This is a genomic window from Rhodobacter capsulatus, from assembly GCF_052363185.1.
Taxonomy (GTDB): domain Bacteria; phylum Pseudomonadota; class Alphaproteobacteria; order Rhodobacterales; family Rhodobacteraceae; genus Rhodobacter; species Rhodobacter capsulatus_E.
Genome location: NZ_CP198955.1, coordinates 2,010,305 through 2,029,672 on the forward strand (window position 1 = coordinate 2,010,305; position 19,368 = coordinate 2,029,672).

Sequence of the window (19,368 nt, forward strand, 5' to 3'; positions counted from 1 at the left end):
AGCGTGATGGCGGCGGCAATGCGGGCAGCGGGGGGTCATGGGCACTCCTTTGATCCACACCTAACCGCCTTGGCGCCAAACGAAAAGGCCCCGCCGCAGCGGAGCCTTTCGAAACGGTGAAATCCCACCGCGCCTGTGCTTTTCCTTGGCGAAATACGCCCTCTTTTTCGGGGGGTGCGGGGGGCGAAGCCCCCCGCGGGTCGCCTCGGGCAGGGCCCGAGGCGAAAGCTCAATGCGCCACCGCCCCCCGCCGCGCCAAGCCCGGTTTCCGAGCGCACGAATTGCGCGTCATAGCCCGCCTTGTCCTGCGCCGCCCGGGCCGATTTGTCGGTGACCGAGAAGAGCCAGATCGAGATGAAGGTCGTCGCCATCGAGAACAGCGCATATTGCGACCAGGGGAAGATCGGCGTTTCGAACTTGAGCACATCGACCCAGACCGCCGGGCCCAGCACCACCAGCACGATCGACACCACCAGCCCGATCAGACCGCCGATGAACGCGCCGCGCGTCGTCATGCCCTTCCAGAAGATCGACAGGAACAGCACCGGGAAGTTCACCGAAGCCGCCAGACCGAAGGCCAGACCCACCATGAAGGCGATGTTCTGGTTCTCGAACATCAAACCCAGCACGATCGCCAGCACGCCCAGCACCAGCGTCGCGATGCGCGAGACCCGCATCTCCGCCTTGTCGGCCGCGGCGCCCTTTTTCACCACATTGGCGTAAAGGTCATGCGCGACCGCCGAGGCCCCCGACAGCGCCAGCCCCGAGACCACCGCCAGGATGGTCGCGAAAGCCACCGCCGAGATGAAGCCAAGGAAGACGTTCCCGCCGACCGCCTGCGCCAGATGGATCGCCGCCATGTTGCCGCCGCCGATGATGCCCTTGGCATCGAGGAATTCGGGGTTCTTGCCGACAAGGGTGATGGCGAGGAAGCCGATCGTCGTCGTCAGGACGAAGAAATAGGCGATGAAGCCGGTGGCGAAGAAGACCGATTTGCGGGCCTCTTTCGCGTCGGGCACGGTGAAGAAGCGCATCAGGATATGCGGCAGACCGGCCGGGCCGAACATCAGCGCCAGCGCCAGCGACACGCCCGAGACCCAATCCGTCACCAAAGGTGTCGGCTGCAGGATCGCGGCGCCCTTGGCGTGATTGGCCAGCGCATCGGCCATCAGCCGCTCGGGCGAGAAGCCGAATTGCGCAAGGCCGAGCAGCACCAGCAGCGTCGCCCCCGACAGCAGCATCACCGCCTTGACGATCTGCACCCAGGTCGTGGCCAGCATGCCGCCGAACGTGACGTAAAGCACCATCAGCACGCCCACCATGATCACCGCGTAACTATAGGGAAGACCGAACAAAAGCTGGATCAGCTTGCCCGCCCCCACCATCTGCGCGATCAGGTAGAAGACAACGACCGTCAGCGCGCCAAGCGCCGAAAGCGTGCGGATGCGCGTCTGTTCCAGCCGGAACGAGGTGATGTCGGCAAAGGTGAACTTGCCCAGATTGCGCAGCCGTTCGGCGATCAGGAACAGGATGAAGGGCCAGCCCACGGTGAAGCCGATGGTATAGATCGCGCCATCGACGCCCTTGGCAAAGACCATGCCGGAAATGCCCAGAAACGCCGCCGCCGACATGTAGTCGCCCGCGATGGCGAGACCGTTCTGAAAGCCGGTTATGCCGCCGCCCGCGGTGTAGAAATCGGCGGTGGATTTGGTGCGTTTGGCCGCCCAACCGGTCAGGATCAGCGTGGCGACGACAAAGAACAGGAACATGCCGATCGCGGTCCAGTTCGTCGGCGCTTTCTGCACCTCGCCCTGAATCGCTTCGCCCGCCGCAAGGGCAGGACCGGCAAAGGCGGCCAGCGCCGCCGCAAGAATGTAACGGGTCATCATCGGCCTCAGTTGCGCAAAACGTCTTTGAGCATCCGGTCGAACTCGCCATTGGCGCGGCGCGAATAGATGCCCGTCAGAAGGAACGACAGCGCCAGCACGCCGAAGCCCGCGATCAGCCCGGTGCTCCAGGACCCCAGAAGCGGCGCGGCAAAGGCCGCGGGCGACAGGATCGCAAAGCCGATATAGGCCACATAGACCACGCAGATCAGCGTCGTCAGCGTCAGCGAAAACCGGTTCCGCCGGGCCACGAGCGCTTTGAACTCGGGCTTGGCGAGGATCTTCTCATGAATGGGTGTCATCCCGTCCTCCTCATAGTGACGGGTCTCGGTATCGCCGCGTTAATGATCTGCAAAGCCTCGCGGCGGCGCAGCGAAAGATTCTTGCGCAGCCCCTGTCAGCCCCCCGGCGAAACCTGTCGAAAATGTTGCAAAACCCTTCGAAATGTTAACACCATTTTGCACAACCGCAAAGTTGCTGCCCAAAACTTGTGCAATTACAAGGGAATGGCCGCGACAAACCGTCACCCATTCGCCAGGCGCGATTCGGCCATGCGCGTGCTGCAATGCAAAAAAAGCCCGACCTTGGTCGCGGGTTACTGCCGCAAGAGCCGCGCCTCGGCGGCATCGGCCTTGGCCCAGCGTTGCACCCCCGCGGTGATCGCCGCCACCATCTGCGCGCGCCAGGTCTCGTCATGCAGCCGCGCCCGGTCGATGTCCGAGGACATGAAGCCCAGTTCCAGCAGCGCCGAGGGAATGTCGGGCGAGCGCAGCACGGCGAAATCCGCCCCCTGCACCGGATGGCGGTGCATCCGCAGCCCCTCGCCCTTGATCGCGCCCGACAGCACCTGCCCGAAGCGCACCGCGCGGGGCTGGGTCTCGGTCCGGGCCAGATCCATCAGCACGCCCGCCACCGCATCGTCGTGCCCCGCCAGATCGACACCGGCCAGCAGATCGGCGCGGTCGTGCCGCTCGGCCAGTTTCTGCGCCGCGCTGTCCGAGGCGGTCTCGTCGAACAGATAGACCGTCGCCCCCATCGCCTCGCCCTCGGGCAGGGCATCGGCATGCAGCGACAGGAACAGATCGGCCTCGAAGTCATGTGCCACCGTCAGCCGGGTATCGAGCGGCACGAAAAGGTTCTCCTCGCGCGTCATCTTCACCTCGATGCCCGCGCGGGTCAGCGCCTCTTTCAGCTCGCGCGCGAAGGTCAGCACCAGCACGGCTTCGGAATAGCCATCCGCCTCGGCCCCGGGGTCAAGCCCGCCGTGCCCCGGGTCCAACACCACCCGCAAGGGCGCCGATCCGTCCTGACGGCGATGCGGGATGGCCGTCGGCGCGGGCTGCGGCAGATCCCACAGCGCCGATTGCGCGGCGCCGTCACGGGCGACGAACTCGGCCGCCTCGACCCGTTCGAGCACCAGATGCAGGGTCGGCGCCGCGCCCGTGCGCTCTTCGGCCGAGATCAGCCGCACCGGCCCCGTCAGCTCGGCGACAAAGCGCGACCAGCCCGGACGAAACGCCCCCCAGCGGATATCGCCCAAAAGCCCCTTTTGCGCGTAATCCTTTGGATTGGCAGCGGAAAAATCCACCTCGCGGAAATCGACGACGAGCCGCGGCGGGGCGTCGAGCAAAAAGGCGCGAAACGGCACCGGCTGGCTCAGCCCCAGCGTCACCTCGGTCACGAAGGCCGAGGGCTGGGCCACGCTTGTGCGCGCGGGCTCCAGCCGGGCCAGCGCCGAAAGCTGCGGCCCCTGCGCCGATGCGGGAACCGCGAGCGCCCAAAGCGCCGCAAGAACGAGGAAGATCCGTGCCATGCCTGCTCCGTTTTTCGCCACTATAGCGCAAGCGGGCAGGCACGGGAATCCCCCGCTCAGCGGGACGCCATGAAGCGGGTGAGCCGCTCAAGCCCTTCCTCGATATCCGCCGTCGCGCGCGCATAGGAAAAGCGCAAGGTGGTGGCGCCCCGCACCGGGTCGAAATCCAGCCCCGGCGTGACGGCCACGCCCGCCTTTTCCAGCACTTCCGCGGCAAAGGCGCGGCTGTCGCTGGTCAGGTCGGAGACATCGGCATAGATATAGAAGGCGCCATCCGGGGGCGCGATCTTGGTGAAGCCCGCCTTCGGCAGCCGGTCGAGCATCAGCGCCCGGTTCGCCGCATAGACGGCCCGGTTCGCCTCCAGCTCCTCGGTCGCCTCAAGCGCGGCAAGGGCCGCGATTTGTGACGCATGCGGCGGGCAGATGAACAGGTTCTGTGCCAGCCGCTCGACGGTGCGGATATGGGGTTCGGGAACCACCATCCAGCCAAGCCGCCAACCGGTCATGCTGAAATATTTCGAAAAGGAATTGATCACACAGGCTTCGTCGCCGATTTCCAGCGCCGAAACCGCGCGGCCCTCGTAATGCAGCCCGTGGTAGATCTCGTCGGAGACGAAGGCCAGATCGCGCTCGGCCGCGGTGGTCATCAGCGCGGCAAGCTCGGCCCGGCCCAGCATCGTGCCGGACGGATTGCCGGGCGAGGCGACGATCAGCCCCTGCACCCCCTCGGGGATCTCGGACGGCACCGGCTGGAAGCGGTTCTCGGCCCGGGTCAGGATATCGACCGGCGTCACCGACATCGCGCGCAGGATCTGCCGATAGCTCGGATAGCCGGGCGCGCCCAAAGCCACCCGGTCGCCCGCATCGAAGAGCGCCGAAAAAGCCAGGATGAAAGCGCCCGAAGAGCCCGGCGTCACCACCACGCGCTCGGGGTTCAGATCGACGCCATACCAGCGTTTGTAAAGATCGGCGATGCCCCGGCGCAGCTCGGGCAGGCCAAGCGCGACCGTATAGCCCAGACTGTCCCGTTCCAGCGCCGCCGCCATCGCCTGCCGCGCCAAAGCGGGCGCAGGGGTCGAGGGCTGGCCCACCTCCATATGGATGATGTGCCGACCGGCCGCCTCGGCCGCGCGGGCGGCTTCCATCACATCCATCACGATGAAGGGATCGACCTGTCCCCGGTTCGAAAAACGCATCGCTTCCTCCGTGGTTTGGCGGCGGCCATAGGCCCGCAAGCCGCCCGGGTCAATGGCGAAACCGGCAAGGCCGGTCTGCTTTTCCCTTGCACCGGACGCGGGCTTTGGCCACTCTCGCGCCGACCTGCCATGGCCCTGAAAGGACCACGATGAAATACGTCTCCCTTGCCGCCCTGACGATGGCCGCCGCTCTTGGCGCACCCGCAGCCGCGCTTGATCTGTCCACGATGAGTGCCGCGGAAAAGGCCGCCTTCGGCGAGGCGGTGAAGACCTATCTGATGGAAAACCCCGAGGTTCTGGTCGAGGCGATCAACAAGCTGGAAGAACGTCAGCAGGCGGCGCAGGCCGAAAATGACAAGGTTCTTGTGCAGACGAACGCCGAGGACATCTTCCATTTCGCGGGCGACTGGGTCGGCGGCAATCCCGATGGCGATGTGACGATGGTCGAATTCATCGACTACAAATGCACCTATTGCAAGAAGGCCTATGAGGTCGTGGACGAGGTGCTGAAGTCCGACGCCAAGATCCGGTTCGTGGTCAAGGAATTCCCGATCCTGTCGGATCAGTCGGTGCTGGCGGCGCGCTTTGCGGTGGCGACGCGGCAGGTGGCGGGCGACGCGGCCTATGAAAAGGTGCATGACGCGCTGATGGCGGTGCGCGGCGATATCACCTTGGACAGCCTGCAGCGGCTGGCCGAGGAGGCGCAGATCGACGCCAAGGCGGTGATGGCGCAGATGAATTCGGAAGAGGTGACGGCGGTGCTGCGCACGAATGCGCAGCTGGCCGAGCGGATGGCGATTGCGGGCACGCCCGCCTTTGTCGTCGGCGGGCAGCTCTTGCGGGGCTATGCCCCCGCCGAGGTGATGGCGCAGATCATCGCCGACGAACGCGGCTGAGCAATGACGCCGCGGCGTTGAAAGGGGGCTGCGGCCCCCTTTTTCAGGCCGCCCCCCAGCGTGCCAGCGCCGTTTCCGCCGAGATCCGGTTTTGCGCCGATCCCGCCCCGATCGCGCCGGGTGTGCGCGAAAGCTTCGGCGCCGGGGCGGGCTGGGCCAGCCCCTCATGCGCCAGATAGGTGCCGCGGGCGCGGTTGTGCGGATGGGTGGCGGCCTCCTGCAGGCTCAGCACCGGGGTCGCGCAGGCATCCGAGCCGTCAAATATCGCTTCCCAGTCCGCCCGGCTGCGTTCGGCAAACCGCGCCGCCAGCGCCGCGCGCAGGGCGGGCCAGTTGGCGGGGTCCCTCCGGTCGGGCAGCTCGCCCGGGGCAAAGCCCGCAAGGCGCTGAAAATCCGCCCAGAATTTCTCCTCCAGCGGGCCGATGGCGAAATGCCCGCCACAGGCGCAGCGATAGGTGGTGTAATAGGGCGCGCCGCCATCGAGCAGATTGCCGCCGCGCGGCGCGGGCCAGAGCCCCTGCCCCGCCATCCCCGAAATCATCCCCATCAGATGCGCCACACCATCGGTGATCGCCGCATCGACCACCTGCCCCTGCCCGGTGGCGCGGGCGTGCCAGATCGCCGCCAGCATCCCGAAGGCCAGATAAAGCCCGCCGCCGCCGAAATCGCCGACAAGGTTCAGCGGCAGAACCGGGGTCTCGGTCGTGCCGATGGCCTCCAGCGCCCCCGACAGCGCGATGTAATTGATGTCATGCCCGGCCGTCTGCGCCAGCGGCCCGGTCTGCCCCCAGCCGGTCATCCGGCCATAGACAAGGCGCGGGTTTTCGGGAAAGGCGTCGGGGCCCAGACCCAGCCGCTCCATCGCGCCCGGGCGCATCCCCTCGATCAGCGCATCGGCGCGGGCAATCAGGCGGCGCGCAACCGCCTGATCCGCGGGGGATTTCAGATCCAGCTCCAGCACGTCGCGGCCACGATCCAGCGGATCGACCGCCATCCCCAGCACATGCGCCGCAGCCCCCTGCGCGCCGGGGCGGGCAATGCGGATCACCTCGGCCCCCATGTCGGCCATCAGCTGCGCGGTGAAGGGCGTCGGACCAAGGCCCGAGATTTCGACAATGCGCAATCCTGCCAAGGGGCCCGTGGTCATGCAATCCTCCGCCGAAAAGGCCGGGGGCTTTGCGCCCCCGGACCCCCGCAGGATATTTGCGCCAAGGTGAAGGGGAAGCCGGTTTGAAAGTTACGCTGCGTCAGCGGGCGCGGGCTCGGGGCGGTGATGTTCGTTGTAATATTCCCATTCGCCCACCTTGCGGCCATCGGGCAGCCTGCAGGTGGCATCGCCGCCCGGGGTCATGTCGTTGAGCAGCACCTCGCCGCCCTGTTCGACGCAAAAGGCCGAGGCCGGGTTGGCCATGCCCACGGGCTTGTCGGCGGGCGGGGCGGCTTCGGTGCAGGCGGCCAGGGCAAGAAGCAACAGCGGAAGAGTTTTCATCGTGACCTCGAAAAGAGAACCGGACGCATCACGGCCAGCATCCCACAGAGGCGGCGCCGGGGCCAGCGATGATTGCGCCTCAGGGACGGGTCAAGACGACGCCTTTTCCTCCAGCACCAGCCATTCTTCCTCGGCCGCGGCCAGGGCCGCTTCGCGCTCGACCAGCATTTCAGAGGCCTTGGCGAATTTCACCGGCTCGCGGGTGAAAAGAGCGGGATCGGAGAGCAGCTCGTGCAGCTTGCCGATCTCGCGTTCGAGTTTCTCGAGGATCGCGGGCAGGGCCTCAAGCCGGTGCTTTTCGGTGAAGGTCAGCCCGGTTTTCTTCACCGTCTCTTTCGGGGCCTCGGCGGTCTTTTTCGGCGCGGGCTTGTCGGGCGCGGGCGGCGCCTCGGTCAGCGCCCTTTGCGTCTGATAATCGGTCCAGCCGCCCGCATAGACGGTGGCGCGGCCGTCCCCCTCCATCGCGATCGTGGTGGTCGCGACGCGGTCGATGAAATCGCGATCGTGGCTGACCAGAAGCACGGTGCCGTCATACTCGCCCAGCACGTCTTGCAGCAGATCAAGGGTTTCGACATCCAGATCGTTCGTCGGCTCGTCCAGAACCAGCAGGTTCGAGGGCTTGGCCATGATCCGCGCCAGCAAAAGCCGCGCGCGTTCGCCGCCCGAGAGCGAGCCGATCGGCGCCCGGGCCTGTTGCTCGTCGAACAGGAAATCCTTGAGATAGGCCACGACATGTCTGGGCTGGCCGCGCACCATTACCTGATCGGACCGGCCCGACACCCGCATCTCGGGATCGTTCACCAGCCCGTCCCAGAGCGTCATGGAAAAATCGAGCGTCGCGCGGGTCTGATCGAAAACCGCCATCTCCAGATTGGTGCCGTGGGTGACGCAGCCCGCATCGGGGGCGATCTCGCCGGTCAGCATCTTCAGAAGCGTCGTCTTGCCCACGCCGTTCGGGCCGACGAAAGCCACCCGGTCGCCGCGCAGCACCCGCAGATCGAAGCCCTTGACGATCGCCTTGTCGCCGAAGCTTTTCACCAGCCCTTTCGCCTCGATCACCCGCTTGCCCGAAACCGGACCGCTTTCCAGATCCAGCGCCGCCGTGCCCTGGCGCCGGATCTGCCCGGCGCGCTCGGCCCGAAGATCCTGCAGCGCGCGGACCCGGCCCATGTTGCGCTTCCTGCGCGCCGAAATCCCCTCGACCGCCCATTTCGCCTCGGCCTTGATCTTGCGGTCAAGCTTGTGGCGGGCCTCGTCTTCCTCGGCCCAGGTGGTTTCGCGCCACTCTTCGAAATGCTCGAAACCCTTTTCAAGCCGCCGCACCGCGCCGCGGTCGATCCACAGCACGGCTTGCGTCAGATGGCGCAGAAAGGCGCGGTCGTGGCTGATCAGAACGTAAGCCGTGCGGGTGTCGCGCAGATAGTCTTCCAGCCAGCCGATCGCCTGAATATCAAGGTGGTTGGTGGGTTCGTCGAGCAGCATCAACTCGGGCGCCTCGGCCAGAAGCTTGGCCAGCGCGGCCCGGCGCCGTTCCCCGCCCGAGGCGGTGGAAACCGGCGCCTCGGGGCGGAATTTCAGCCCTTCGGCCACCATCTCGATACGGTAACGCTCGGTCTCGGCCAGCCCCGAGGCGGCATAATCGCCCAGCGTCGCAAAGGCCGACAGATCCGGCTCCTGCTCCATATAGCCGACGCGGGTGCCGGTGGGCACGGTGCGGGCGCCCTGATCGGGCTCGACCAGCCCCGCCATCACCTTCATCAGCGTCGATTTGCCGGAGCCGTTGCGGCCCACAAGCGCGACGCGGTCGCCCTCCTGCACGGTCAGGTCGAGCCCGTCGTAAAGGGGATTGCCGCCGAAGGTCAGCGAGATCGAGGAAAGCTGAAGAAGAGGTGCGCGTGCCATGTCCCCCCCCGCTAGCCGGGCGGCGCGAAAAGGTCAACGGGGAGGGGGCGCTGCCCCCCGCGGCGGTGCCGCGTCCCCCGGGATATTTGCACCAAGGTGAAAGCAGAGCCCGGATGCCCTTTCACCTTGGCGCAAATATCCCGGGGGGTGAGGGCGCAGCCCGAGGGGGGCAGCGCCCCCCTACCCCGCCACCAGCCGCAGCGCGCGGGCGCGCTCGGGCGGGATCGCGCCGATTTCAAGCCCGGTGAAGACATGCAGCGTGCCCAGATCCTCGTCGACCACCGCATGATCGGAGACCCAGCCCCCCCATCCCCAGATAGGACCGCAAAAGCGGCGGCATCTTCAGCATCGCCTGTTTCGGATCGCCCTTGCGGCCCAGAAGCTGGCGGGCATAGCGGATCACCTTCGGCGCCTTTACCCGCACCCGCCAGCGCTTCGGCGCCAGATGACGCTCGGCCAGAACCGCAAAGGCATCGGCGCAGCTGTCGAAATCGGTGGTCAGGAAGGACGAGCAGCCAAACAGCATCCCGATTCCCTCGGCATCGACGAGCCGCGTCACCGCCCCCCAGGCCAGCCGCAGGATGTCGGGGTCGCGGCAGTCGGGATCGACGCAAAAACGCCCCATCTCCAGCATCCGCCCGGAATAGGCCGAAAGCGGCGTCAGGTCGTAAAATTGCGCCGAATAGCTGCGGTGCAGCTCGCGCCCGCTTTCCAGCGGCATCAGCCGGAAGCAGCACACCAGCCGCCCGCTGCCCGCCTCCTCGACCAGCACATGCCGGCAGGCGTCGTCGAAGGCATCGGCATCCAGCGCCTCGGCCGCGTCAAGCCCCCGGCCGCGGGCCGAGACGAAGGCCCGCCAGCGCAGCGCCTGCGCCGCCTGCACATCCGCCGGTGATTGCGCGAGTCGCGCCGCATAGCGGCCTTTCGAGAGCGAAAACATGGGAACCCCCGGGATCAGTCGCCCCGATCCTAAGCGAAAGAGCTGACAGCCGAAAGACACTCCGCTGCGACCGAGCGCCCCGTCCTGCGCGAAAGACGCCGCTCAGTCGCCCAGCAGCTTGCCCGCCGACACCCGGCCGAAGGATCCCAGAAGCTCGCGGATCAGGCCCAGCCCCTTGATGTTGCTTTTGGTGACGCGCCGCGACAGCACCACGACCTCGCCGCGTTCCAGCCCGAAACGCTCGACGTTTTCGACCGTGCCCCCCTCGTTGAAGGTGATCGCCACCACCTGGCGGTCGATCTCCTGCGGCGCCCGCGCGCCGTAATGCTTCCAGCGCGAGCCGACATAGAACCAGCCCGAGCCCTGCAGCACCCCCACCGAGGAGGGACGGCCGATCACCGCCGAAACCTCCTCGCGCGAGCTTTTGCCGACTTCGATGCGCGACAGCTCTTCCTCGGTGGGCACATAGCCGTGATTCTGATAGATCGGGGTGCAGCCCGCCACGACCAGCACCGCCGCAACGGTGACCAATCGCGCCATGCGGCGAATTCCGGACGTGCTGCTCAAGCCTACCCCCTCTTGCCTCGTGACCTCGGGCCTTCTATCCCGATTACAACAGGATGCGGCCGCCCTCAAGCGCCGTCGACCGCTTCCCCCGATTGCGACCCCGGAGACCGCGATGACACAGACCGAGCCCCTGCCCTTCAGCCACCCGCTGCGCCCTGCCGAACTGGCCGCGCGCAAGCCGACCCGCTTCGACATCGCCCCCGACGCAGCCAGCTGCGCCGCCATCGCCGCCTGGGCGGGCCTCGAGGCGCTGGACAGCCTGCGGCTGCGGGGCACGCTGACGCCCAGCGGCCGGTCCGACTGGGCGCTTGACGCGGAGTTCACCGCCCGCGTCGTGCAGGCCTGCGTGGTGACGCTGGCGCCCGTCACCACCGATCTGCGCGAGACCGTCACCCGGCGCTACCTGGCGCAGATGGAGACACCCACGGGCGAGGAAATCGAGATCCCCGAGGACACCGATGCCGAGCCGCTGCCCGACCGCATCGACCTTGGCGCCGTCGCGCTTGAAGTGCTGGAACTGGCGCTGCCGCTTTACCCGCATGCGCCGGATGCCGCGCCCGTCGCGGCGCAGGCCGCCCCTCCCGGCGCGGCGCCGATCCGCGACGAGGACACCCGTCCCTTCGCCAATCTGAAAAGCCTTCTGGGCGGCAAGACCGGGGAGGCGGACGACAAGTCCTGAGCGCGGCATTTCGGCCCGGTTGCGACGCTGTTGCGCCGGTGCCGAAAAAAGCTGCAAAAAGGGCTTGCAACGGGGCGGAACTGCAGTATGTTCCCGGCCTCATTCGAACGCAGGGTTCGCCCCCGGTCCGCCACTGGCTGCCGTGACGAAACCCCAGGAAAAACAGGGCCTTGCGCCCCCAGAACCGAGGTTAGACACATGGCCGTCCCGCAGAACCGAGTCACGCGCTCCCGTCGTAACATGCGCCGTGCGCATGACGCCCTTGTTGCCGCCAACCCGGCCTCGTGCCCGAACTGCGGCGAGCTGAAGCGCCCGCACCATGTTTGCGGCGCCTGTGGCCATTACGACGACCGCGAAGTGGTTGCGCAAGCGACCGAAGTCGATCTGGACGACGACGCGGCGTAAGCCCGTCCCCGCGCCATGGTCAAACTGTTCAAACAGGAGACGACCACGGTGGGGGCAGAAGCTGACGTTACGTCAAGTCGCGGCCGCGCTGCAGCCGCCCGAGCGCCGGAGCTTTCCGGCGCTTCGATTTCCGGCGTCCCGGTTTCTGCTCCGCTCGTGTTGTCGATAGATGCGATGGGGGGGGACCGGGGTCCCGCCGCGGTGCTGGACGGCATTGTCCTGGCCCGCAAGACCAACCCCGAGCTGAATTTTCTGCTGCACGGCCCCGAGGCCGAGCTGGCCCCGCTGGTCAAGGCGCGCAAGCTGGGCTCTTGCGTGACGATCCGCCATGCCAGCGGCGTGGTGACGATGCATGACAAGCCCTCGGCGGTGATGCGCTCGGGCAAGAACACCTCGATGTGGTCCGCCATCGACGCGGTGCGCGACGGCGCGGCGCAGGTCGCGGTCTCTTGCGGCAATACCGGCGCGCTGATGGCGGTGTCGATGCTGCGGCTGCGCAAGGTGGCGGGGGTGAACCGGCCTGCCATCGCCTCGTTCTGGCCGTGCAAGAATCCCTCTGGTTTCAATGTCATGCTGGACATGGGCGCGGATGTGAAGGCCGAGGCCCGCGATCTGCTGACCTATGCGCTGATGGGCTCTTCCTATGCCCGCAACGCGCTGGGGCTGGAGCGGCCGCGGGTCGGGCTGCTCAATGTCGGGACCGAGGAACACAAGGGCAATGCCGAGCTGAAGGCCGCGGCCGAGATGATCGCGGCGGCGCAGGCGGCGGGCGGCTATGATTTCGTCGGCTTCGTCGAGGGCAACGACCTGCCCGGATCGCGCGTCGATGTCATCGTCACCGACGGGTTCACCGGCAATGTCGCGCTGAAAACCGGCGAGGGCACGGCGAAATTCGCGGGCGAACTGATGCGCGAGGCTTTCACCTCAAGCTGGCTTGCGAAACTGGGCGCGCTTCTGGCCTCGGGGGCGCTGAAGCGTCTGAAGGCGAAGATCGACCCGCGCCGGGTGAATGGCGGGGTGTTCCTGGGCCTGAACGGAACCGTGATCAAGTCGCATGGCGGCGCCGATGCGACGGGCGTCGCGGCCGCGATCGACCTTGCGGCGCGGCTGGCCGGGCTGGGCTTTGCCGAACGGCTTGCGGCCCGGGTTGCCCTTGCGTCAGCAAACGGTCAGGATGCAGCCTCGGTGGAGGCAGGAATCGAGAACCCGAAATGACGATCAGAGCGGTGGTCCGCGGCGTGGGGCATTACCTGCCCGCCCGCGTGGTGGAGAATGCCGAATTCGAGGGCAGTCTCGATACGACGGATGAATGGATCAGGTCCCGCACCGGGATCGAGCGGCGCCATTTCGCGGCCGAGGGGGAAACCACCTCGCAGCTGGCGATCAAGGCGGCCACCGCGGCGCTGGCCGATGCGGGGATGACCGCCGATCAGATCGACGCGATCGTGGTGGCGACCTCGACCCCGGATTTCACCTTCCCCTCGGTCGCGACGATGGTGCAGGCGGGTCTGGGCAACACCAATGCCTTTGCCTATGACGTGCAGGCGGTCTGTGCCGGTTTCGTCTTCGCGCTGGCGAATGCGCAGGGGCTGATCCTGTCGGGTCAGGCGCAAAGGGTGCTGGTGATCGGCGCCGAGACCTTTTCGCGGATCATGGACTGGGCCGACCGCGGCACCTGCGTTCTGTTCGGTGACGGCGCGGGGGCGCTGATCCTCGAGGCGGCAGAGGGCACGGGCACGGCGCAGGACCGCGGCATTCTGGCGACCGATCTGCATTCGGACGGCCGCTACCGCGATCTGCTTTATGTCGATGGCGGCGTGTCGAGCAATGGCAAGTCGGGGCATCTGCGGATGCAGGGCAATGCCGTCTTCAAACATGCGGTGTCGAAACTGGCCGAAACCGCCCATGCGGCGCTGGCCAAGACCGGGCTGACGCCCGAGGATGTCAGCTGGATCGTGCCGCATCAGGCGAACCTGCGCATCATCACCGCCACCGCCGAACGCATGCAGGTGCCGATGGAGCGGGTGGTGGTGACGGTTGCCGATCACGGCAATACCTCTGCCGCATCGATTCCCCTGGCGCTCTCGACGGCGCGGGAACGGGGGCAGATCAAGCCGGGCGATCTGATCGTGACCGAGGCGATCGGCGGCGGTCTGGCCTGGGGATCGGTCGTGCTGCGCTGGTAAACGGGCGATTACGGCGGAAAAAGCCGTCTCAACCTTGCCGCGCAAGCCATTGATATTGACTCGGGAAATACTTGCCCCCATCGTGACGCATATCACTTCGGGGGGATTGAGATGTCAGAGAAAACCCTGACCCGCATGGATCTGAGCGAGGCCGTGTTCCGCGAAGTCGGGCTGAGCCGCAACGAATCCGCGCAGTTGGTCGAAACCGTGCTGCAGCACATGTCCGACGCGCTGGTGCGCGGCGAGACCGTGAAGATCTCGTCCTTTGGCACCTTTTCGGTGCGGGACAAATCCTCGCGCATGGGGCGCAACCCGAAGACGGGCGAGGAAGTTCCGATTTCGCCCCGTCGGGTGCTGTCCTTTCGGCCCTCGCATCTGATGAAGGACCGCGTCGCGGACGGCAACGCAAAATAGGACCGGTCGAACCGGTCCCCGGGATGAGCCCGAGCAGGAGATGAACGCGCCGCGATGACGAAGTCAGCCGAGGCCTTCCGCACGATTACCGAGGTGGCCGAGCTTCTCGAAACGCCCACCCATGTCTTGCGGTTCTGGGAAAGCAAGTTTCCGCAGATCAAGCCGGTCAAGCGGGCGGGCGGGCGTCGGTATTACCGGCCCGCCGATGTCGCTTTGTTGTTCGGCATCAAGCACTTGCTGCAGGTCGAGGCGCTGCCGATCAAGGAGGCGCAGGCGCGGCTGAAGGCGCAGGGCGCCAAGAAGGTCTCGGCGCTGGGGGCCGAGGTGCTGGAGGCCCGCGTGGTGCCGCTGTCGCCAGAGACCGCGGCGCAGGCGCCCACCGATGGCGCGGATGACGTGGTGGATGACGTCTTGGACGACGCCGCCCCGGCAGAAGACAGCGCCGCGCCGGAGGCCCCAGCCCCGGACGTGGCCGGGTTTGAGGATACGGCGCCCGCTGAAGTGGCGTCGGAAGAGACCGCCGAAGAAGAGACCGCCGAACCGGAGCCTCTCGCCCCGACGCCCGAGGCGGCCTTGGAAGAGATCGTCGGCTGGGACACGCCCGAGCCTGCACAGCCCGAGACAGAAACGACCGAAACGACCGAAACGACCGAAACCGCCCCGACGGCGGGCGATGACGAGACGGCGGACGGGTCTGGCGCGCCGGACCCCGTCGCGGAGGTTATAGCAGAATCCGTCGCAGAGGCGGGCGCAGAGGCTGTCGCGCCCGAAGAGCTTCTGGCCGACTGGGACGCGCCCGAGCCGCCCGCTCCCGAAGCGCAGGACGAGACCGAGACGCTGGCGGCCCCGGCGGAAGATCTTGCGGCAGAAGACCCTGCCCCCGGCCTGCCCGAGCCTATTCCAGAGCCTCTGGCCGATACCTTGGACGCGGCCGAGATCGGCCCCGCGGAACCGGCGGAGCTGACCGAGGAGGAGCGCGACCGGCTGGATGCCGAGCGCCGGGCCGAGCGGGCCCGCGCCGAGGCCGAAGCCGAAGCGCTGGAGGCGGCGCAGGCCGCCGTCGAGGCGGCCCGGCGCGAAGCCGAGGCGGTGCGGCTGGAACTGCAACGGCTGCGCCGCGAGGCCGAGATCGCCCGGGCCGAAGCCGCCCGCGCCAAGGCCGAGGCCGAGCTGGCGGCACAGGTGGCGGCGGCAGCCGCGGCGGTCCGACCGGCACCCGAGCCGGAACCTGAACCGGAGCCCGAGCCCGAACCCGAGGTCGCAATTGAACCGGAGCCAACGGCGGCCGAACCGGCGCCCGAACCACCGGAAGAGCCCACGGAACCTGAGCCCGCGCCCGAACCGGCGCCCGAGCTGGCGGAAGAGCCCTTCGAGGATATCGCCTATCGATTCATCGCGCCGCGCCCGGCCTATCCGACCCCGGTCGCCCCCGCGCCGGTCGCGCCCGAGCCTGAACCGGAGCCGGAGCCCGAACCGGCGCCGCCCCTGCCGATTCAGGGCTCGCTTTTTGATTACATTCCGCCGCCGCCGAAACCCGCGCCGCCGCCCCCTGAGCCCGAGCCAGAGCCCGAACCGGAGCCGGAGTCAGCGCCCGAGCCCGAGGGCATCCCCGCAACGGCCATCGAGCCGGAGCCCGAACCCGCAGCTGAGCCCGAACCTGAACCGGCCTCGGAGTTCGACCCGCTCGACCGGGTGGTGTCGCTGATCCTGAGCGGCACCGCGCCGCTGCAGGTGGAACTGGCGATGGCGGGGCAGATCGACCCGACGGCGAATCCGCTGGGCGCGCTGCGCGAGGATATCGCGCGCTTCGCCCCCGAGGCGCTGTCCCCGATCGAGCGGATGCGGCTTTTGTCGGCGCATGACCGTCTGGTGCGGCTGCAAAGCCGTCTGGCGCAGCCGCCCCGCCCGGTTCCGGCGCGGCGCTGAGGATGGCGCGGGCCCCCTCTTGCAAGCCCGTGCAAAAAGATGCGTTTTGCCGCTTGCACCCGACCGCGCATTGCCTCTATATGCCCCTCGTCGGGCCGTGGCGCAGCCTGGTTAGCGCGTCCGTCTGGGGGGCGGAAGGTCGTGAGTTCGAATCTCACCGGCCCGACCATCAAAAGAACGCCTGCTCCTGCCGGAGTGGGCGTTCTTTTTTGACCGACCGATTTTCCGCGAGGCTGCGATGATGCACGGTGTCCTTCCCGACAGCGCCTTGCGCGCGATGATCGCCCGCGGCGAGATTGCCGCCGACCGTCCCGTCACCGCCGAGCAGATCCAGCCCGCCAGCCTTGATCTGCGGCTGGGCGAGGTCGCCTATCGCATCCGCGCCTCGTTTCTGGCGGGGCGGGGCCAGCGGGTCGAGACGAAACTGGCCGAGTTCGAGATGCACCGGATGAGCCTTTCCGAAGGTGCGGTGCTGGAAAAGGGCTGCGTCTATCTGGTGCCGCTGATGGAGCGCCTGGCCCTGCCCGCCGGTCTGACTGCGGTTTCGAATGCGAAAAGCTCGACCGGGCGGCTGGATCTGCTGACCCGGGTGATCACCGATGACGGCACGGAATTTGACCGCATTCCCGAGGGTTACGCGGGCCCGCTTTATGCCGAGATCTGCCCGCGGTCGTTTTCGGTGCTGGTGCGGCCGGGGATGCGGCTCAACCAGATCCGCTTTCGCGCGGGGGAGGCGGCGCTTTCCGACCCGGAGTTGAAGGCGCTGCATGCCGCCGAACCGCTGGTCAGCGGCATGGGGAGCGGCGGGGCGGTGATCGACCATGGCCTTGGCTTTTCCGTCGATCTGCGCCCGGCGGAAGGCGATCTGGTCGGCTACCGGGCAAAGCCGCATGCCGGGGTGATCGACCTTGACCGGATCGCGCATTACCCGGCCTCGGATTTCTGGGAAGAGGTGCGCACGCGCGAAGGGCGGATCATCCTTGACCCCGGCGCCTTCTACATTCTGGTGAGCCGCGAGGCGGTGGTGATCCCGCCCGATTTTGCCGCCGAGATGGCGCCCTATCTGGCGATGGTGGGGGAATTCCGGGTCCATTACGCGGGCTTCTTCGATCCCGGCTTCGGCCATGGCGCGGCAGGCGGCGAAGGCTCCAAGGGCGTTTTGGAGGTGCGCTGTCACGAGGCGCCCTTTGTGCTGGAACATGGGCAGGTGGTGGGGCGGCTCGTCTATGAGCGCATGGCCGAACGGCCGGAGCGGCTTTATGGCGCCGGGATCGCCTCGAATTATCAGGGCCAGGGGGCTGAAGCTCGCCAAGCATTTCCGGGCGGGGTGAGGTGCGCCCGGAAAACGCTCCGGGGACACGTTTTCAGCACCGAACGCCCGAGCAGGCTTGCGAGGGCCGGGATGGATTTCGCCGCGGCTTTGCCCGCGGCGACCCGCCGGGGGGCGCTGCCCCCCGGACCCCCCGGGATATTTCTGGCAAGATGAAAGAGCGCGCAAGGCTTTTTGGCCAACGCAAAAGGCCGGGGTTTCCCCCCCGGCCTTTGTGATCTCTGCGCCCCGGTCTCAGCCGATGCGGTAGTTCGGGCTTTCGCGGGTGATCTGCACGTCATGGACGTGGCTTTCCTTCAGCCCGGCGCCGGTGATGCGGACGAACTGGCAGCCGCCCTGCATCGAGGCCACGGTGGCATGGCCGGTGTAGCCCATCGCCGCGCGCAGGCCGCCCACCATCTGGTGGATGACCGTCGCCACCGGGCCCTTGTAGGGCACCTGACCCTCGATCCCCTCAGGGACGAGTTTGTCGGAGGCCGCATCCTTCTGGAAGTAGCGATCCGCCGAGCCGCGCGCCATCGCGCCAAGCGAGCCCATGCCGCGGTAGGATTTGTAGGACCGGCCCTGATAGAGGATCACCTCGCCCGGGGATTCATCGGTGCCCGCGATCGCCGAGCCCACCATGGCGCAGGACGCCCCCGCCGCGATGGCTTTCGCGAAATCGCCCGAGAATTTGATGCCGCCATCGGCGATGATCGGGATGTCGCCCGCGCCCGAGCAGGCGTCCATGATCGCCGAAAGCTGCGGCACGCCGACCCCCGCGACGATCCGCGTGGTGCAGATCGAGCCCGGGCCGATGCCGACCTTGACCGCATCAGCCCCCGCGCCGATCAGCGCCTTTGTCGCCTCGGCCGTGGCCACATTGCCCGCGCAGACCTGCACCGCGGGCGCGAAAAGCTTGATCCGCTCGACCGCTTTCGCGACGCCCTCGGAATGGCCATGCGCGGTGTCGATCACGATCAGATCGCAGCCCGCCTCGATCAGCGCGACCGAGCGTTCATAGCCCGCATCGCCCACGGTCGAGGCGGCGGCGACGCGCAGACGGCCCTTGTCATCCTTGCAGGCCTGCGGGTGCAGCACCGAATGTTCGCTGTCCTTCAGGGTCAGAAGGCCGGTCAGCTTGCCATCGGCATTGACCACCAGAAGTTTCTCGATCCGGCGGGCTTTCATCAGGCTCATCGCCTCGTCGCGGTCGGCCGGTTCGCGCAGCATCGCCAGATTCTCGCGCGTCATCATCGCATGGACCGGGGTCGCGTCATCGGTGGCAAAGCGCATGTCGCGGTTCGTCACGATGCCGACGACCTTGCCCGCAACATCGACGACCGGAAAGCCCGAGACATTGTAGCGCTCGCGCAGGGCTTTCGCATCGGCCAGCGTCTGGTCGGGGGTCAGCGTGATCGGGTTGTAGACGATACCCGATTCAAAGCGCTTCACCCGGCGCACTTCGGCGGCCTGGCGCTCCACCGTCAGGTTGCGGTGGATCACCCCCATGCCGCCCGCCTGCGCCATGGCGATGGCCATGTTCGCCTCGGTCACGGTGTCCATCGCCGAGGAGAGGAGCGGGATGTTCAGACGGATCGAGCGCGTCACACGGGTGGAAACATCGGCCTCCGAGGGCAGCACGCTTGAGGCTGCGGGAACCAGAAGGACATCATCGAAGGTGAGGGCCTCGCGAATCTGCATGGGGGACTCCATCGGCAGGGAACGGTTGGCACGTCCCTGTTTCACGGCTTGGCCCC

General features: G+C 67.3%; 16 protein-coding genes, 1 tRNA gene and 2 pseudogenes. 9 read left to right on the forward strand and 10 right to left on the reverse strand.

Annotated features, from left to right (window positions below; genetic code table 11):
- Nucleotides 1-35: 35 nt before the first annotated feature.
- The 4 genes from ACTTAG_RS09970 to ACTTAG_RS09985 all read right to left on the reverse strand — a co-directional run bounded on the left by ACTTAG_RS09970 (nucleotide 36) and on the right by ACTTAG_RS09985 (nucleotide 4,895).
- Nucleotides 36-1,886 (reverse strand): cation acetate symporter, encoded by a 1,851-nt coding sequence (locus tag ACTTAG_RS09970; protein ID WP_444462185.1) that lies wholly within the window; start codon nucleotides 1,884-1,886, stop codon nucleotides 36-38.
- Nucleotides 1,887-1,894: 8 nt separating this feature from the next.
- Complete coding sequence (locus tag ACTTAG_RS09975) at nucleotides 1,895-2,188, reverse strand: DUF485 domain-containing protein (protein ID WP_444462186.1); 294 nt, start codon at nucleotides 2,186-2,188, stop codon at nucleotides 1,895-1,897.
- Nucleotides 2,189-2,481: 293 nt separating this feature from the next.
- Nucleotides 2,482-3,699, reverse strand: a complete 1,218-nt coding sequence (locus tag ACTTAG_RS09980) for an N-acetylmuramoyl-L-alanine amidase (protein ID WP_444462187.1) — start codon at nucleotides 3,697-3,699, stop codon at nucleotides 2,482-2,484.
- Nucleotides 3,700-3,755: 56 nt separating this feature from the next.
- Entirely contained in the window at nucleotides 3,756-4,895 is a 1,140-nt protein-coding gene (locus ACTTAG_RS09985) for a pyridoxal phosphate-dependent aminotransferase (RefSeq protein ID WP_444462188.1), read from the reverse strand.
- 149 nt (nucleotides 4,896-5,044) lie between these two features.
- Here ACTTAG_RS09985 and ACTTAG_RS09990 point away from each other — a divergent pair, with 149 nt between their 5' ends.
- Nucleotides 5,045-5,791, forward strand: a complete 747-nt coding sequence (locus tag ACTTAG_RS09990) for a DsbA family protein (protein ID WP_444462189.1) — start codon at nucleotides 5,045-5,047, stop codon at nucleotides 5,789-5,791.
- A gap of 43 nt (nucleotides 5,792-5,834) precedes the next feature.
- On the opposite strand, the gene ACTTAG_RS09995 is transcribed toward ACTTAG_RS09990, so the two are convergent.
- From ACTTAG_RS09995 to ACTTAG_RS10015, 5 genes and pseudogenes are all read right to left on the reverse strand, one after another.
- Nucleotides 5,835-6,938: a CaiB/BaiF CoA transferase family protein gene (locus ACTTAG_RS09995; RefSeq protein ID WP_444462190.1), complete on the reverse strand. Its 1,104-nt coding sequence runs from the start codon at nucleotides 6,936-6,938 to the stop codon at nucleotides 5,835-5,837.
- A gap of 90 nt (nucleotides 6,939-7,028) precedes the next feature.
- Complete coding sequence (locus ACTTAG_RS10000) at nucleotides 7,029-7,280, reverse strand: putative hemolysin (protein WP_444462191.1); 252 nt, start codon at nucleotides 7,278-7,280, stop codon at nucleotides 7,029-7,031.
- 90 nt (nucleotides 7,281-7,370) lie between these two features.
- Nucleotides 7,371-9,182 carry an ABC-F family ATP-binding cassette domain-containing protein gene (locus ACTTAG_RS10005; RefSeq protein ID WP_444462192.1) on the reverse strand — a complete coding sequence of 604 codons (1,812 nt, stop codon included), beginning with the start codon at nucleotides 9,180-9,182 and terminating at the stop codon, nucleotides 7,371-7,373.
- Nucleotides 9,183-9,362: 180 nt separating this feature from the next.
- Nucleotides 9,363-10,122 (reverse strand): annotated as a pseudogene (locus tag ACTTAG_RS10010) (GNAT family N-acetyltransferase).
- A gap of 102 nt (nucleotides 10,123-10,224) precedes the next feature.
- Nucleotides 10,225-10,689: an outer membrane protein assembly factor BamE gene (locus ACTTAG_RS10015; protein ID WP_444462193.1), complete on the reverse strand. Its 465-nt coding sequence runs from the start codon at nucleotides 10,687-10,689 to the stop codon at nucleotides 10,225-10,227.
- Between the two features lie 112 nt (nucleotides 10,690-10,801).
- On the opposite strand from ACTTAG_RS10015, the gene ACTTAG_RS10020 reads away from it, so the two are divergent.
- From ACTTAG_RS10020 to ACTTAG_RS10055, 8 genes and pseudogenes are all read left to right on the forward strand, one after another.
- Complete coding sequence (locus ACTTAG_RS10020) at nucleotides 10,802-11,368, forward strand: YceD family protein (protein ID WP_444462194.1); 567 nt, start codon at nucleotides 10,802-10,804, stop codon at nucleotides 11,366-11,368.
- Nucleotides 11,369-11,566: 198 nt separating this feature from the next.
- The gene (rpmF, locus tag ACTTAG_RS10025; protein WP_023912988.1) at nucleotides 11,567-11,773 is read left to right on the forward strand and encodes a 50S ribosomal protein L32; all 207 of its coding nucleotides are present in this window, start codon (nucleotides 11,567-11,569) and stop codon (nucleotides 11,771-11,773) included.
- 126 nt (nucleotides 11,774-11,899) lie between these two features.
- Nucleotides 11,900-12,988 (forward strand): phosphate acyltransferase PlsX, encoded by a 1,089-nt coding sequence (plsX, locus tag ACTTAG_RS10030; RefSeq protein WP_444465229.1) that lies wholly within the window; start codon nucleotides 11,900-11,902, stop codon nucleotides 12,986-12,988.
- A complete protein-coding gene (locus ACTTAG_RS10035; RefSeq protein ID WP_444462195.1) occupies nucleotides 12,985-13,959 on the forward strand; it encodes a beta-ketoacyl-ACP synthase III in 975 nt (324 codons plus the stop codon). The genes plsX and ACTTAG_RS10035 overlap by 4 nt, the downstream gene beginning before the upstream one ends.
- Nucleotides 13,960-14,070: 111 nt before the next feature.
- Nucleotides 14,071-14,373: an integration host factor subunit alpha gene (gene ihfA, locus ACTTAG_RS10040; protein ID WP_444462196.1), complete on the forward strand. Its 303-nt coding sequence runs from the start codon at nucleotides 14,071-14,073 to the stop codon at nucleotides 14,371-14,373.
- 54 nt (nucleotides 14,374-14,427) lie between these two features.
- Nucleotides 14,428-16,299 (forward strand): MerR family transcriptional regulator, encoded by a 1,872-nt coding sequence (locus ACTTAG_RS10045; protein WP_444462197.1) that lies wholly within the window; start codon nucleotides 14,428-14,430, stop codon nucleotides 16,297-16,299.
- A gap of 91 nt (nucleotides 16,300-16,390) precedes the next feature.
- A tRNA-Pro gene (locus tag ACTTAG_RS10050) sits at nucleotides 16,391-16,468 on the forward strand.
- 72 nt (nucleotides 16,469-16,540) lie between these two features.
- Nucleotides 16,541-17,630, forward strand: a pseudogene (locus tag ACTTAG_RS10055) (2'-deoxycytidine 5'-triphosphate deaminase).
- 233 nt (nucleotides 17,631-17,863) lie between these two features.
- Here ACTTAG_RS10055 and guaB read toward each other — a convergent pair.
- Entirely contained in the window at nucleotides 17,864-19,312 is a 1,449-nt protein-coding gene (guaB, locus tag ACTTAG_RS10060; RefSeq protein ID WP_444462198.1) for an IMP dehydrogenase, read from the reverse strand.
- Nucleotides 19,313-19,368: the final 56 nt, after the last annotated feature.

Bases quoted from the DNA above. Each gene is read 5' to 3' on its own strand.
- ACTTAG_RS09970 (WP_444462185.1), bottom strand. From the start codon at position 1,886: ATGACCCGTTACATTCTTGCGGCGGCGCTGGCCGCCTTTGCCGGTCCT.
- ACTTAG_RS09975 (WP_444462186.1), bottom strand. From the start codon at position 2,188: ATGACACCCATTCATGAGAAGATCCTCGCCAAGCCCGAGTTCAAAGCG.
- ACTTAG_RS09980 (WP_444462187.1), bottom strand. From the start codon at position 3,699: ATGGCACGGATCTTCCTCGTTCTTGCGGCGCTTTGGGCGCTCGCGGTT.
- ACTTAG_RS09985 (WP_444462188.1), bottom strand. From the start codon at position 4,895: ATGCGTTTTTCGAACCGGGGACAGGTCGATCCCTTCATCGTGATGGAT.
- ACTTAG_RS09990 (WP_444462189.1), top strand. From the start codon at position 5,045: ATGAAATACGTCTCCCTTGCCGCCCTGACGATGGCCGCCGCTCTTGGC.
- ACTTAG_RS09995 (WP_444462190.1), bottom strand. From the start codon at position 6,938: ATGACCACGGGCCCCTTGGCAGGATTGCGCATTGTCGAAATCTCGGGC.
- ACTTAG_RS10000 (WP_444462191.1), bottom strand. From the start codon at position 7,280: ATGAAAACTCTTCCGCTGTTGCTTCTTGCCCTGGCCGCCTGCACCGAA.
- ACTTAG_RS10005 (WP_444462192.1), bottom strand. From the start codon at position 9,182: ATGGCACGCGCACCTCTTCTTCAGCTTTCCTCGATCTCGCTGACCTTC.
- ACTTAG_RS10020 (WP_444462194.1), top strand. From the start codon at position 10,802: ATGACACAGACCGAGCCCCTGCCCTTCAGCCACCCGCTGCGCCCTGCC.
- rpmF (WP_023912988.1), top strand. From the start codon at position 11,567: ATGGCCGTCCCGCAGAACCGAGTCACGCGCTCCCGTCGTAACATGCGC.
- ACTTAG_RS10035 (WP_444462195.1), top strand. From the start codon at position 12,985: ATGACGATCAGAGCGGTGGTCCGCGGCGTGGGGCATTACCTGCCCGCC.
- ihfA (WP_444462196.1), top strand. From the start codon at position 14,071: ATGTCAGAGAAAACCCTGACCCGCATGGATCTGAGCGAGGCCGTGTTC.
- ACTTAG_RS10045 (WP_444462197.1), top strand. From the start codon at position 14,428: ATGACGAAGTCAGCCGAGGCCTTCCGCACGATTACCGAGGTGGCCGAG.
- guaB (WP_444462198.1), bottom strand. From the start codon at position 19,312: ATGCAGATTCGCGAGGCCCTCACCTTCGATGATGTCCTTCTGGTTCCC.